This window comes from Pectobacterium wasabiae CFBP 3304 (assembly GCF_001742185.1).
Taxonomy (GTDB): domain Bacteria; phylum Pseudomonadota; class Gammaproteobacteria; order Enterobacterales; family Enterobacteriaceae; genus Pectobacterium; species Pectobacterium wasabiae.
Map to the genome: position 1 here is coordinate 2,324,226 of NZ_CP015750.1, position 14,397 is coordinate 2,338,622.

Below are 14,397 nucleotides of genomic sequence, written 5' to 3' on the forward strand. Positions count from 1 at the left end.
GTCTTACCCTTGACGTTGAGTGAGGATGGTTTCTTCATACTGACGTACCTGTTGCAGCCAGTCGCTGCCCGGTATGACGTCATGGCGCTGGCAGTAGTGTTCCCATACGGCCTGCCATGGCAGCGATTTTTGCTCTTCCAGCAGGGCCAGACGCGCGGTGTAATCGCCGTTTTGTTCCAGTGTGCGCAGCGTTTCCGTGGGTTCCAGCAGCGCGCGCAGCAGGGCTTTCTTCATATTGCGCGTGCCGATGACCCAGGCCGCGATGCGGTTGATTGAGGCATCAAAGAAATCGAGCCCGATATGGACGCGGTTAAGTAATTTATGGCGCACGATCTCGTGAGCAATCGCCTGCGTTTCGTCATCCAGCAGTACCACATGATCGCTGTCCCAGCGTACCGGGCGGCTGACGTGTAGCAGCAGGCGTGGGACGTACAGAATCGCGCTGGAAATTTTGTCGGAAATCACTTCGGTCGGGTGGAAGTGTCCAGCATCCAGACAGAGCGCGGTGCCGCGGCTGGCCGCGTAGCCGAGGCAGAATTCGCTGGAGCCGACGGTGAAACTTTCCGCGCCGATCCCGAACAGCTTACTTTCCACCGCGTCGATATGGTGTGACGGATCGAGCGGTTCGGCGATGACTTCATCCAGCGCGCTGAGCAGTCGCTGACGGAACGCCAGACGATCGATGGTCAAATCTTTCATGCCGTCCGGCACCCAGATGTTCATGACTGACGGCGTACCGAGTTCGCGACCAAAGTAGGCGGAAATCCGGCGGCTCGCCTGGCAGTGTTCAATCCAGAAACGGCGCACTTTTTCGTCCGGGTGCGACAGCGTAAAGCCGTCTGCACTCAGCGGATGAGAGAAGCAGGTTGGGTTAAAGTCTAGCCCAAGCTGGTGACGTTTGGCCCACGCGACCCAGGAACTGAAATGTTCAGGGGCAATCTCGTTGCGGGCGACAGGCTGTGCGGATTCCAGATAGATGGCGTGCAGATTCAGCCGCTTGGGGCCGGGGATCAGTGCAAATGCCTGTTCCAGATCGGCACGCAGTTCATCCGGCGTACTTGCCTTACCGGGGTAGTTGCCAGTGGCCTGAATACCGCCGGTTAACGGCCCACCAGTATTCTCGAATCCGGCAACATCGTCACCCTGCCAACAATGCATTGATACCGGAATCTGGTCGAGCTGTTCCAACGCGGCCTCTACGTCAATATTCAGGCTGGCATAACGCGCTTTTGCCAACTGCCATGCGGTTTCAATTGGTGTGCTCATTGCGTAGTCTCCTTTTTGCCCTGTGGGGCGGTTTCTGGCTGGCTGAGCGCCTGAAAGCGACGCCAGTGCCCGGCAAAATCACTCTCCGCACGCGGGGTATAGCGATGCAGAGGGAAGTTATGAGTCAGCATGTGACGGAATGCGGTCAGGTCGGTGACGGCACCTAGCGCCATCAGTTGGCAGCCGATATTGCCAAGCGTAGAAGCTTCGACCGGTCCGGCGAGAACCGGGATCTGGCATACATCCGCGCACAGTTGGTTCAGAAACGCGTTCTGGCTGCCGCCGCCGACAATATGCAACTGGCGGATCGGTGCGTGACGCAACTCACCCAATTCCAGTACGACCTGCCGGTAGAGCAAGGCGAGGCTGTCGAAAATGCAGCGTGTCAGTTCGGCATCGCTCTGGGGAATGGGTTGGCCGTGCTCACGGCAATAGTCACGGATCGCCTGATGCATGGACGGCGGATTGATAAAGCGATCGTCATTAGGATTAATCAGGCTAACGAAAGCGGGCAGGGCGGCGGCGGACTGAATCAGCGCCGCTAAATCCTTGATGCCACGCTCCTGACAGACGCGCTGTAGCAGCCACAGACCCATGATGTTTTTCAGCACCCGATAAGTGCCGTCTACGCCGCCTTCATTGGTGATATTGGCTGCCAGCGCACGCGGACAGTTAAACGGGGTGTCGCTCTCGATGCCCATCAGCGACCAGGTGCCGGAGCTGAGGTAGGCGCTATCACGGTTCTGTAACGGCGCACCGACTACCGCACTAGCGGTATCGTGCGTTGCGACGGCGGTGACGGGGATCTGGCGTCCACTCGGTGCGATCCAGTTTCCGACCGTGTGCCCCGGCTGCACCGGATTGCTCAACCAGCGGCGTGGTACGCCCAGATAGTCCAGCAGTTCTCCGTCCCAGGTTTTCTGCTCCAGATTAAGCAGTTGGGTTGTGCTGGCGTTGGTGTATTCGCAAACCCGTTGACCCGTGAGACGATAGTGAAAATAGTCGGGGATCATCAGCAAATGTTCTACTTGCTCCAGATCGTCGGAAGGCATGTCGCACAGCGCTTTGAGCTGGTACAGCGTATTAAATGGCAGAAACTGAATGCCAGTACGCTGATAAATGGCCTCACGGCTCAGTTCAGCGGTGACGGCAGCCATCACGCCGTCGGTGCGGTGGTCGCGATAAGAATAGGGTAGGCCGACGCGCTGCCCATTTTTATCGAGTAGTACATAGTCCACGCCCCAACTGTCGATCCCAATGCTATCGGGGGCGAGACCCATCGCATCAATTTGGTGTAATCCGGTAAGGATGTCGCATTCCAGCGCAGTCAGATCCCACTGGTGATGACCGTCCTGAAAAACCAGCGTGTTGTTGAAACGGTGAATTTCTTTCAGCGTCAGATGCTGCGTTGCGGTATGGAACGTCGCTAGCATCACCCGACCGCTGGATGCGCCCAAATCCACCGCCACGATATTCTTCACCGCCATAGCCGCCACTCCTTATCGTTGAATGTGTTGCAGTGTAAGGAGCGGTAACAGAAGCCACCTTCCGGTGAGTGCCACCTGTAACAGGCGATTGGCAAAATGACAAAGCTGACCGTGAAAGGGCTCACAATCTGGGAAAATATTCAGAAAATAACCATGAAAAAGTAAGGGAAAAAGCCGTGTGATCCTTGCCACACTTCACTCAATTAGGCGGGGCGATCTTAAAAAAAGTGCAGCCAGACGGCGCATGGGTGACGGTATTTGAAGGCTGGTTTTGTGGCTTATGACTACTCTTTTTCAAAGGTCGTGTTTTGCCAAAGGCTGAATGGAGAACTGAAATGACGTTACTTCGTGGTGATGATTTTTTTACTTCGCGTGCCGTGACGGTCGCGGTAGAGCCGCGTACCCCACAGACGGCCTTTCCTGAGCACTATCATGATTTCTGGGAAATTGTGCTGGTGGAACAGGGCGCTGGCGTCCATGTGTTTAACGATCAGCCCTACGCACTGTGTAGCGGGACGGTGTTCTTTGTTCGCGATAACGATCGACATCTGTTCGAAGATGTCGAAGGTCTGTGCCTGACCAACATGCTGTACCGTTCGCCGCGTGGGTTTCGCTTCCTGTCTGATATCGCCGCATTTTTGCCGTATGGTCCGAACGGCGAGTGGCAAGGGCAGTGGCAGGTGAATGCGGCAGGAATGCAACAGTTGAAGCAGTCGCTAAACAGTCTGGCGGAGCTGGCGCAGAGCGATGCGCCGGAAGCGATTGCCGCTAGCGAGAGCCTGTTTCTGCAAATTCTGGTGCAGTTGCGTCAGCACTGTTTCCAAACGCAGGGTAACGGTTCCGAGCGTCAGGGTGTGCAGGCGCTGTTGGGCTGGCTGCAAAACAACTACAGTGAAGAGGTTAACTGGGGCGGTCTGGCCGATCAATTCTCGCTGCCGCTGCGTACACTGCACCGTCAGCTAAAACAACATACGGGTATGACACCACAACGCTATCTGAATCGGTTAAGATTACTGGAGGCGCGTCGGCGGTTGCAGCAAAGTGATGACTCGATCACCACCATTGCGCACGCCTGTGGATTTAGCGACAGCAATCACTTCTCGACGCAATTCCGCAAGGCATTCTCGCAGGCGCCTAAGTCACTACGCCATCAGGCGTTTTCTCGTGAAGAGTAGGCAATAGCAACTGCGGGTGAGGGAATGGCGACAGCAATACGGGGTTTGAAATTACAGACTGAAGACTATTTCCTCACTGACAAGAATGCCGTGATGGTTGCCGAGCGGCACCCACAGCCGGTGTTCCCGTTGCATCATCATGATTTTGACGAACTGGTCATTGTCTGGCGTGGCAATGGTCTGCACCTCTGGAACGATGTGCCTTACCGCATCACCCGCGGCGATATGTTCTATGTTTCCGCGCACGATCGCCACAGCTATGAATCCGTCCACGAGCTTGAGCTGGACAACATTCTCTATATCCGCAATCGTCTGACGTTATCCGCCGACTGGCAAACTTTACTGCCGGGCGGAGAGCTTCCACAAAGCCAGCGCCACTGGTGTTTAGGCTCGGAAGGCATGGATACCATCCGCGAAAAGGTGGATGCGCTGACGCAGGAGTGTATGAAATCGGATGCGCTGTCGCTGCAACTGAGTGAGGCGCTACTGTTGCAGATCGCGCTGTTGGCGGCGCGTTATCGCCATTCGCCGGATAGTCCACAGTTGGCGGACGCGCACCAGTTGGATATGTTGATGAATGCGCTACGCGCCAGCATTGCTGCCCCGTTTCGCTTTGAAGCCTTTTGCGAACAGCACCACTTCAGCGCTCGCACGTTACGCTCGCGCTTTAAAGAGCAAACCGGCATGAGCGTGCCGCATTACTTGCGCCAACTGAGGCTATGTAAGGCGATGGAGCTGTTGCGCTACGATCTGCAAACCATTGGCGATGTTGCCGCGCTGTGTGGCTTTGAAGACAGCAATTACTTTTCCGTGGTGTTCCATCAGGCGTTCGGCGTCTCGCCCAGCGCCTACCGCCAGCGCTTCCTGAATGTGGAGTGATTGCGCTTTTTTAGTATTGATAGTGATGAGTTAATGGAGGGTTAATAGTGGTAGCGGCAAGCAGCGATCATCATGGCGTCATCGGTGATGGCATAGACCAGACGATGTTCTTCGGTGATACGGCGTGACCAGAAACCAGCAAGATTATGTTTAAGCGGCTCTGGTTTTCCTTTTCCCTCAAAAGGCGTTCTGCGCGTTTCTTTTATTAATTCATTGATTTTTTTGACTATCCGCTTATCGATATCCTGCCAGTACAGGTGGTCTTCCCATGCTTCTTCTGACCAGATTAGCTTCACTCAATGATATCTCTTTCTTCGCCATTACCAGCCTTAAGGCCCTCGATTGCATTCATCAGTCTTTTAGCATTCGCTGGCGAGCGCAGTAAATACGCGGTTTCTTCTAGAGAGTTATACTCTTCCAGAGACATCAGCACACAGGCTTCACCATTCTGTCGGGTGATAAGAATGGGAGCACGGTCTTCGACCGTTTTCATCATGGTTGCTGATAGATTTTGTCGGGCTTCGCTGTAGCTAATTGTACGCATGTGTACCTCCTATATGTACTTATCATTGTACAATGCTGTTGCGTTTTTAACCATTCAATCTTTCGTCAACCTCGCTATTCCGCCACCGTTGAGAGCAATAAACGCGTGTAAGGATGCTGCGGCTGGTTGAAGATTTGCTCCACTGGCCCAGTTTCTACAATATCCCCGTCTTTCATCACCGCGATACGGTGGCTCATGTGCTGCACGACGCCCAAATCGTGGGAGATGAACAGCATTGTCAGCCCTAACTGGCGCTGCAACGCGACCAGTAAATCCAGCACTTGTGCCTGTGTGGTGACATCCAACGCCGATACTGGCTCATCGCAGATCAGAATTTCTGGCTCCGAAGCCAGCGCCTGTGCGATGGAAACGCGCTGACGTTGCCCGCCAGATAACGCTGTCGGGCGTCGGGTTAGCAGGTCGGGTGTTAGCCCGACATATTTCAGCAGTGTCAGAATGCGGCGCTGTTTCTCATCCTCGCTCAGATCGCGACGCAAGCGCAGCGGCTGGCGCAAAATCTGGGCGACGGTAAATTGCGGATCGAAGGAGCTGAGTGGATCCTGCGTGATCGTCTGAATACGGGCGCGCAGCGGTCGGCGCTCGCGTTCAGTCAGTGTGCTCCAGGCGCTGTCTGCTAATCGGACGTCGCCGCTATCTGGCTTTTGTAGCGCCAGAATGACTTTCCCCAACGTGGTTTTACCTGAACCGGATTCCCCGACGATGCCCAGTGTTTCACCGCGTTTGATCTGGAGAGAAACCTGATTCACCGCCTGCATCCGGCTACCGTCTGGACGCTTGAATGACACGGCAATCCGATCTGCTGTCAGCGCTATCGTGTCGGTATTGATGTGATCCGTTGTCAGCGATGGCGCAATACTGCCCTGTAATGGATCGGCACCGGCCAGCCATTTGCCACGGGTGGAGGCCGTTGGGATCGCCGCCAGCAGTTTGCGGGTATAGGGATGTGTCGGCGCTGACAGGATCTGCCGTGCCTCACCACTTTCTACCAGCGCTCCTTGCTGCATGACGATGACGCGATCCGCCACGTCAGCGACGACGGCAAGATCGTGGGTGATCAGCAAAACACCATGACCTGCCTGCGCCAATGCGGTGAAGACTTTTAGCACCTGCTTCTGCACCGTAGCATCCAGCGCGGTGGTCGGTTCATCGGCAATCAGCAACTGTGGACCCGCTGCCAACGCGGAAGCGATCAACGCACGTTGACGCAGACCGCCGGAAAGCTCATGTGGGTACTGTGCAGCCCGATTCTCTGGGTCGGGGATGCCCGCCTGCGCCAGGAGGTCGGCGACGCGTTGGGCAACCTGCTGGCGAGGCAATAAGCGGTGAGTCAGAATCGGCTCGGCGACTTCTTGCCCGATCTTGCGCAGCGGGTCGAGAGACACCAGTGCATCCTGCAAAATAAAACCAATTTCGCGGCCGCGAATCGCCCGCCAATCGCGATCGGTCAGATAGCGTAAATCGCACCGGCTGCCGTCATGGCGCTTGAGTTCAATCGTCTTTGCCTGAACATCGACACCTTCACCGGATAACCCCACCAGCGTGCGCGCGGTGACGGATTTCCCTGAACCCGATTCGCCAACCAACGCCAGAATTTCTCCCGCATTGACCTGAAAAGAGAGGTTTTTAACCGAACGAATCGGACCGAAGGGGCTGGGAAACGTAACGCTCAAACTGTCTACGCGCAGCAGTGGTGTTTTCGCGGGTGTATCTGAAGAGAGGTGAGAAGGTGTTGTGTTCAGGCTCATCGGGCCTCTCCTTTTGCCAAAATAGCCTGTAAACGGCGACCGAGCACGGTAATGGAAATCACCGACAGCGCGACGACGCTGGCGGGCAGCAAGCTGACCCACGGTGCGATATCAAGGAAATTACGTCCGTCGGCAAGTAGCGCGCCCCATTCTGCGGTAGGAGGGACGACGCCCAGCCCCAGAAAGCTTAGCGCCGAGGCGGACAGTACGGCATGACCGACGCCAATGGTGGCGACAATCAACAGCGGGCGCAGCGTATTGGGGATGATATGGCGGAAGACGATATATAACGGGTGTTCGCCCAGCGCAATCGCATGTTCAACATAGCCGGATAACCTGACTTGCAGTACCTGAGAACGAATCAGGCGGGCATAGCCAGCAATGCCTGCCAAGCCGACGGCCAACATGGTGTTTTCCGGCCCGCGCCCCAGTACGGCGATCACCAAGAGCGCCAGCAGCAGATCGGGAAATGCCAGCATGATGTCCAGCAGGCGCACCAAAACCTGACGAATACGCCGCGGGGCGAGTACCGACAGCGTACCAAACAGTACGCCGCCGACGCAGGCGATGAGCATCGCCCCGACGCCAATACCTAGCGACAGCGATGTGCCGTGAACGATGCGGGCAAAAATGTCGCGTCCCAACTGATCGGTGCCGAACCAATAGGTGGCATTCGGTGACTGAAATACCGCGCCCATATCCATTTCATCTGCGGTGCGACTGGTAAACAGTGACGGAAAAAAGACCGCCAGCGCCAGCAGGAAAACAATAGCGGCGGGCAGCAGCGTCGCTGTGGACAGCCATGGGCTGCGGTAATGTTTTCTTGATGGTGTCTGCGTGTAGGGCATCGGTTCACTACTCATGGGCGCTCGCCTTCTTGCGTAAGCGGGGATCGATGATGAGGTATAGCGCATCCACCAGCAAATTTATGACGACGAACAGGAACGCGGACAGCATAACGACACCCAGCACCAGCGGCATGTCGCGGTTTTCAATCGCGCTCAGCGTGACCTGTCCGATACCCGCGCGACCAAACACGGTTTCAGTCAGCACGGAACCCCCGAGCACGCTTGCCAGTAACGTACCGGTCAGCGTTGAAGCGGCCAGTGACGCATGGCGTAAACCGTGGCGGAAACGCAGTCGGATTTCGCTGACACCACGAGTACGAACGGTTAACGAGAACGGCTGGGATAACGCATCTTCCAGACCGTCGCGCAGTACTTGACTCAGAATAGCGGCAATCGGCAGGCTCAGTGTGATCACCGGTAATACCAACGACATAAAACTGTCGTTGCCGGTGACAGGGAACCATTGCAGGCGAAAACTGAACAGGCTGAGTAGCACAATACCGATCCAGTAGACCGGCGTGCTAAGCAGCGTCAGTTCCAGCCACGATACGGCACTGCGTAACACGCCGTAGCGACCTGCGGTGAGTAAAGCACTGACGATAGCGAGGAACAGTGCCAATACCAAACCGCCGAATGCCAGTGGCAGCGTTTGATGCATGGCATCGGCGATGACGCCACCGACAGGTTGGCGATAGAGATAGCTGACGCCAAAATCACCCTGTAGCGCCTGCCCACAGTAGCGCAGATATTGCACCCACAGCGGTTGATCCAGTCCAAACTGTTTAATGAGCACCGCGCGATAGGCTGCATCCACCACGTTTTCGCCGCCGCTGAGAATGGCAACCGGATCGCCAGGGATCAGTTTGACGGCAATAAACGTCAATGTGGCTGCGCCCCAGAGCACAGCCAGAATGGTGAAAAGACGCTTGCCTAGCGCGAGCAGGTTAACGTTTAATCCAGACATCATAGAAGTTCGGTTTTGCGTTGGTGGCCCAGCTTACGCCCTGTACCTGTTTGGACAAGCCGAGTTGATAAGCAGGAACGTACAGAGGAACGACATACGCCTGATCGATAACTTCGCGCTGTATTTCGCTATAGAGCTGTTTACGCTCTGCGTCGCCTGCGCCGATGGCTTTTCTCAGTTTGTCGTCCAGCACGCTGATACGGGTAAAGCCGTTGCCGTTCGGTGGCGCATAGGCCGAATCAAAGACGGTACGCAGAATATCTGGCTCTGCACGCACGAAGAAGTTAGACGCGATGTCGTATTCGTTAGCGTTGGTACGTGTGGTGAATTCACCCGCGTCGACTGGCGTCAACTGGACGTCAAAGCCCGCCTGTTTCACCTGGAATTGCACGGCCTGGAACAGGGCGACATCCGCCGCTTCAACGTTGGTTGACGCATAGACAAAGCTGACGCTCAGGCGTTTGCCGTCTTTGGTTCGGAATCCTGCGCTGTCTTTCTGTTTCCAGCCTGCGTTATCCAGCAGGTCGTTGGCTTTTTTCACATCAAAGCCCCAGCGTGACGCGACGCTCGGATCGTAGTACAGCGTGGCCGGGCCGAGTACGTTATCGGCGGCTTTCAGCGTACCGAAGAAGGCGACTTTCACTGCTGCGTTGCTGTCTACTGCGCTCTGGAATGCTTTACGCACTGCGACGTCCTGGAAAGGACCTTTGGTGGTGTTGAGATAGAGAACGCGGTTAACGCCTGGGTTTTCATAGGTGATGACTTCCAACTTTGGATTACGCTTCACCGTTGGAAAATTGGCAGGTGGTACGGCATCAATCGCCTGAATCTGTCCGCTGCTCAGTGCGCCAAGACGAACCGACGCTTCCGGCAGATATTTGAATACCAGACCATCCAGATAAGCAGGGCCGGTATGTTTTGCATAGCCCGGTCCCCAATTGTAATCAGGGCGTTTCGTCAGTTTGCTGCCGCTGCCTTTTACAAAGGAGTCGAGAATAAATGGCCCTGAACCCACCACGGTATTGCTGGTGTTCGGCGTTTTCTTCAGGTAAGTCGGTGACTGAATACCCAGATACGGTAGACTCAGTCCTTGTAACAGCGCCGCAAACGGTGAACTGTAGTGAAGCACAACCGTATAGTCATCTGGCGTTGAGATTTTGTCGATCGGACCTAACAGCGATTTGGCGTAGCTGGAGGTGGTTTTTGGATCGAGAATACGCTCGATGTTGTATTTCACCGCTTCTGCATCCAGCTTGGTGCCGTCGCTGAACGTGACATCTTTGCGCAGATGGAAGGTGTATTCGGTATTGTTATCGTTGATCTTCCAGCTTTCCGCCAGCCAAGGCGTAAAGCGGTTGTCCTCAGCCTGCCCAACCAGTGAATCAACCACGTTGCGGGAAATCAGCGCGGCCACGCCGTAGGCGGTAATGTGTGGGTCGATAACAGGAGTATCGCTGCCCAGACCGACATTCAGAATACCGCCGGATACCGGTTTTTCAGTACTTTGTGCCGCGTAAGCGCCGGGGTTGAGTGCGAAGAGTAATGAGAGTAATCCTGCGGCAAGAGTCGTAACCTGCGGGTGATTTTTTTCCATTCCCAGTGTCCTTTACCAATGTCATGAGGCCATACACGGCGGTCTTTTCGCTACTCTAGAGGGCCGTCTTATGCATGTAAAAGAATAAAAATGGATTTTCAATTCCATAAAAATATATATGAGGGAAGGGCCTGGTAGAAATGCTTTTGCTTCGCTGATGTGGTTTGGCTAGCTACGTGGAGGGGCGTTCTTTGTCACTAAGTTGTGTGTGATGAAAAGGTGAGAGTGTGAGTTACTGAACTGTTATTATTTCACAAATAAATAACTAGGCTATTTATTATTTACGCGTTATTGATGAGTTATTATTCGTTTCTCTCTCTGTAAATATACATTTCGTCTACGTTATTGAATCTGGGTTTTCAATTATTGAATAAAAGTTTCACAAAAACTCAACGCTTAATTTATTTTTGTTATTTTATAAAATTTAAAATCGCATTCCTAATAACAAAATAACCTAGAGAGATTGTTAAATATATCAATTAACCTCTTTATCAGTACATGATACTTATGTAAGACTATAACCTTTAATGGTTAGATTGGTAAAAAAATGAACTTTTTTGAACAAACCCCTCCGTCCCGCAGACGTTATGGGTTAGCTGCTTTTATTGGTTTGATTGCGGGTATTGTTTCTTCTTTTGTAAAGTGGGGCGCAGAAAATCCGCTTCCTCCGCGTAGCCCTACGGATATATTTAGTGGTGCTTGCGTACCTGAATCACTGATTAGAGCCGCCGAGCAAATTGATTGCTCTCGTAATTTTCTCAACCCTCCCTACATTTTTTTACGCGATTGGCTTGGGGTCGTTGATCCTAATGCGGCCGTTTATACCTTCGCCGGCCACGTATTCAATTGGGTTGGCGTGACACATATTATTTTCTCTATTGTTTTCGCTTTAGGTTACTGCGTTGTCGCCGAAGTATTTCCTAAAATAAAATTATGGCAAGGTTTGCTGGCTGGTGCGCTGGCTCAACTATTTGTCCATATGATTTCATTCCCATTGATGGGGCTGACGCCTTCTCTATTTGTTCTCCCTTGGTATGAACATGTATCAGAAATCGTGGGTCATCTCATTTGGTTCTGGTCTATTGAGATTATTCGTCGTGATTTGCGTAATCGTATGACTCACGAACCTGACCCAGAGATTCCGTTGGGTGCTTCACGATAAATCGTGATTTTATTTTAGAGATATATAATTATTGTGATGCTTATTATTTCCCGCTTCATAGTAAAAATAATCTTGCAGTAAAAATTGAAAGCTATTCCAGAACGCCTTGAAACTTTCTCAGGGCGTTTTTACTTTCTTGGTTATAAAGCGCGCGAACCATTGCCACTTACACTGTACATCATAGAAAAGACGATCGAACGAGCATAAAGTATTACGTCAGTTTGTGTTTTTTATGCATTCCGAAATTGAGAAACACAGTATTTTAATTGAGTGGTCAATCTGTGCCTGTGTGACCTTAGCTATCCAGCCACCAATATAGAAGCGTCTCGTCTTCATCGTCGTCAATGTTCTTATAAATATTCGAAAAGTACCATTCGATACCCGCTTTTTCGCGAAAAGCGTCGAAAATATCGGCAATCTTATCCATCCCACTCCTTGCAGGAACGGCCAATGTCAAATTTCCCTCAAATATGCCGTCTAAGGTTCCATTCAGTTGGCTTAGCACCTCATTCTCTAAACAGGTGATATCTTCAGGGGGAAGTTCATCGGCATAAATATGAATGCAAAAATTGCCGCCTCTTTTTAGCACTTCTGGGTGTGCGTGCTTGTCTTTAATGCGGAAGATATCTCCGCGTGCCAAATTTAGTGCCAGGCCTGGAGAAGACAGCAGTTCGTAAGTATCTTTCTCGATTTCTCGGACGGGGAGTTGTTCAAACACCGGACCATCATCGTTATTTGCTACATAGATATGAACTAACATAGGCGGGTATTACCAATATTTGAGTCAGTAACGTAAAATGATGTCCCGATGGTAGCCTAAAAATATACTTTCGTATCTTGTTTTCCATTTGGCTGTTTTTTGTACGGCGAATCGCTACAATGATCGAGAGACGTTTGTTGGTGTCTCGGTAAATATCTGCCGAAGTGAGGCGTCAATTTCGTCAATAGTTCCCAACTCAGGCGTGAGTCCTATCTCAATCGTTTTTATCGTTTTGCACCAGTTTGTGGTGTTTGAGCATGTAAAAATGATTTTGTTTGTCGCGACCAAAACATCATCGATCCCGCCATACCCAGCCATGCCCGGATTGCCGATCTCAACATAATAAGTATCTTGGCCCAGTTCTTCATCTTGTTCGTCAGGTTCTTCTGCCCGTTGCAAAATCAGAAAATGCTGCGGGTTATCTTCATTGTCGGCAAATCCAACCGTCAAAACAGCCTCGTCAGTCGACGAATCATAGTAGGCTGCCGAAAATTTAACGCTCATGACTTTCTCCTGTGTCTTACCCGTGAAAATTTACAATTTATCTGTCGTAAACGTTATATCTGTCAATCCTGACTACTCCTTCACCGGTATCCACCCGTAATCTCTCAAGAATTTCAACGGGCGCTTTCCTGTTAGCTGCAATTGCCACTCGCACTGTGCGACTTGTATCGCGAGAAAGGCGATCGAACAAGGCGTGTGACAGCTTTCTTTTACTCGCGACACACGCTCTCGTCATTTCATCAAACTCACACATCGCGTTCGATGATTGCCCGGGGCACCGAACGCGATGATGAAACGCTTACACGGCCATGCCTAATCCCACAATATTCGCCGCCAGAATAATCACCACGCAGCCCAGAACCAGCATGCGCACGGGCTTCTGCCCCACGGCTTTCCACTCTTTAAATAGCAAGCCGACGATACCACCGCACAGCACGTAGAAGCTCATGTGTAGCATCCAACTGATATAGGTGTAGTCTGCCGGGATGTTGGCGTGCCCCCAGGCATAGAAGAAAAACTGCAAATACCACATGACGCCACCCAGAATGGCGAAGAGCGCATTGGCGATCAGCAACGGTTTAGCCTGCGCCAGATCGGCTTTCAATGAGATTCCCTTGCACGTAGCCAAACGGATGAAACAGAAACCCAGATTGACGATGGCACCGCCCCCCATAATTACCACATAGCTGGGGAGGGCGACATACAGTGCGTTGATCCCCAGCGCCTGTGCCGCGGTATGCATCGGCTTGGCGGCATCCATCGCAAAGGACATGCCAGCGGAGAAGATCCCGCACAGGACAGCCAGAATCAGCCCTTTTTTCAGGTTGAATTCTTCGGCGCGAATACCAAGTGCACGTTCTTTCAACAAGCCCGCGTAGCTGACAATTGCGACGCCGATGACCGCAACCAGCACGCCCAGTAGCGTCATTTGGCCACCTGCTGAGCCAAACAGAACCGAGAATTTACCTTGCAGGACGGGCGTCATCAGCGTGCCGATAATCAGTGTCACGCCAATAGCGATACCGATGCCCATCGACATGCCAAGATAGCGCATCGTCAGCCCGTAGTTGATATTGCCGATCCCCCACATGGCACCGAAGAGGAAGATCGGTAACAGGGTGGCGATATCGAACGAACCGTAATAACGCCAAAAATCAGGCAGTAGCCACCAACTGATGCTCCAGGGCAGGATAATCCACGAGAAAAATCCGCCGAGTGACCACATGGTTTCCCACGACCAATTTTTGACCTGCTTAAACGGTGCATAGAAGCAGGCCGCACTGGCCGCGCCGATGAAGTGCCAGAAAATACCAAGAAGGATAGGATTGCTCATGCGTAACCCCTTGTTTTTACTTTGTGATGAGCCTGTAGTCGGCTCTGTATGTAGAGTACGGTGTATGATTGTTGCCAGATTGATTGGCGCTAAACAGTGTAAAAAGGTGAAAAAA

Annotated in this window: 14 protein-coding genes; 3 read left to right on the top strand and 11 right to left on the bottom strand. The window is 52.6% G+C overall.

The features are described from left to right. Nucleotides 1-3: 3 nt before the first annotated feature. Nucleotides 4-1,266, bottom strand: coding sequence for an L-rhamnose isomerase (locus A7983_RS10520; RefSeq protein WP_005971149.1), 1,263 nt, complete (start codon nucleotides 1,264-1,266; stop codon nucleotides 4-6). Beyond that, nucleotides 1,263-2,753 (bottom strand): rhamnulokinase, encoded by a 1,491-nt coding sequence (rhaB, locus tag A7983_RS10525; protein ID WP_005971148.1) that lies wholly within the window; start codon nucleotides 2,751-2,753, stop codon nucleotides 1,263-1,265. Before rhaB ends, A7983_RS10520 begins: the two co-directional genes overlap by 4 nt. A 335-nt stretch (nucleotides 2,754-3,088) precedes the next feature. Here rhaB and rhaS point away from each other — a divergent pair, with 335 nt between their 5' ends. Both rhaS and A7983_RS10535 read left to right on the top strand, forming a co-directional pair. Further along, nucleotides 3,089-3,928, top strand: a complete 840-nt coding sequence (rhaS, locus tag A7983_RS10530) for an HTH-type transcriptional activator RhaS (RefSeq protein WP_005971146.1) — start codon at nucleotides 3,089-3,091, stop codon at nucleotides 3,926-3,928. Between the two features lie 24 nt (nucleotides 3,929-3,952). Further along, a complete protein-coding gene (locus A7983_RS10535) occupies nucleotides 3,953-4,807 on the top strand; it encodes a helix-turn-helix domain-containing protein (protein ID WP_005971143.1) in 855 nt (284 codons plus the stop codon). Between the two features lie 41 nt (nucleotides 4,808-4,848). On the opposite strand, the gene A7983_RS10540 is transcribed toward A7983_RS10535, so the two are convergent. From A7983_RS10540 to A7983_RS10565, 6 genes are all read right to left on the bottom strand, one after another. Beyond that, nucleotides 4,849-5,103, bottom strand: coding sequence for a Txe/YoeB family addiction module toxin (locus A7983_RS10540; protein WP_005971141.1), 255 nt, complete (start codon nucleotides 5,101-5,103; stop codon nucleotides 4,849-4,851). Further along, a complete protein-coding gene (gene yefM, locus A7983_RS10545; RefSeq protein ID WP_005971140.1) occupies nucleotides 5,100-5,351 on the bottom strand; it encodes a YoeB-YefM toxin-antitoxin system antitoxin YefM in 252 nt (83 codons plus the stop codon). The genes A7983_RS10540 and yefM overlap by 4 nt, the downstream gene beginning before the upstream one ends. A 74-nt stretch (nucleotides 5,352-5,425) precedes the next feature. Next, on the bottom strand, nucleotides 5,426-7,117 hold the full coding sequence (locus A7983_RS10550) for a dipeptide ABC transporter ATP-binding protein (RefSeq protein ID WP_005971138.1): 1,692 nt from the start codon (nucleotides 7,115-7,117) through the stop codon (nucleotides 5,426-5,428). After that, a complete protein-coding gene (locus A7983_RS10555; RefSeq protein ID WP_005971136.1) occupies nucleotides 7,114-7,980 on the bottom strand; it encodes an ABC transporter permease in 867 nt (288 codons plus the stop codon). The genes A7983_RS10550 and A7983_RS10555 overlap by 4 nt, the downstream gene beginning before the upstream one ends. Further along, nucleotides 7,973-8,932: an ABC transporter permease gene (locus A7983_RS10560; RefSeq protein WP_039479078.1), complete on the bottom strand. Its 960-nt coding sequence runs from the start codon at nucleotides 8,930-8,932 to the stop codon at nucleotides 7,973-7,975. Before A7983_RS10560 ends, A7983_RS10555 begins: the two co-directional genes overlap by 8 nt. Next, nucleotides 8,910-10,523, bottom strand: a complete 1,614-nt coding sequence (locus A7983_RS10565) for an ABC transporter substrate-binding protein (protein WP_005971131.1) — start codon at nucleotides 10,521-10,523, stop codon at nucleotides 8,910-8,912. The genes A7983_RS10560 and A7983_RS10565 overlap by 23 nt, the downstream gene beginning before the upstream one ends. A 547-nt stretch (nucleotides 10,524-11,070) precedes the next feature. On the opposite strand from A7983_RS10565, the gene A7983_RS10570 reads away from it, so the two are divergent. Continuing rightward, a complete protein-coding gene (locus A7983_RS10570; RefSeq protein WP_005971129.1) occupies nucleotides 11,071-11,685 on the top strand; it encodes a YagU family protein in 615 nt (204 codons plus the stop codon). Between the two features lie 295 nt (nucleotides 11,686-11,980). On the opposite strand, the gene A7983_RS10575 is transcribed toward A7983_RS10570, so the two are convergent. The 3 genes from A7983_RS10575 to rhaT all read right to left on the bottom strand — a co-directional run bounded on the left by A7983_RS10575 (nucleotide 11,981) and on the right by rhaT (nucleotide 14,282). Continuing rightward, on the bottom strand, nucleotides 11,981-12,445 hold the full coding sequence (locus A7983_RS10575) for a DUF4265 domain-containing protein (protein WP_005971127.1): 465 nt from the start codon (nucleotides 12,443-12,445) through the stop codon (nucleotides 11,981-11,983). A gap of 114 nt (nucleotides 12,446-12,559) precedes the next feature. Beyond that, nucleotides 12,560-12,949, bottom strand: a complete 390-nt coding sequence (locus tag A7983_RS10580) for an Imm10 family immunity protein (protein ID WP_005971125.1) — start codon at nucleotides 12,947-12,949, stop codon at nucleotides 12,560-12,562. Nucleotides 12,950-13,247: 298 nt separating this feature from the next. After that, nucleotides 13,248-14,282, bottom strand: a complete 1,035-nt coding sequence (rhaT, locus tag A7983_RS10585) for an L-rhamnose/proton symporter RhaT (protein ID WP_005971123.1) — start codon at nucleotides 14,280-14,282, stop codon at nucleotides 13,248-13,250. Between the last annotated feature and the right edge of the window lie 115 nt (nucleotides 14,283-14,397).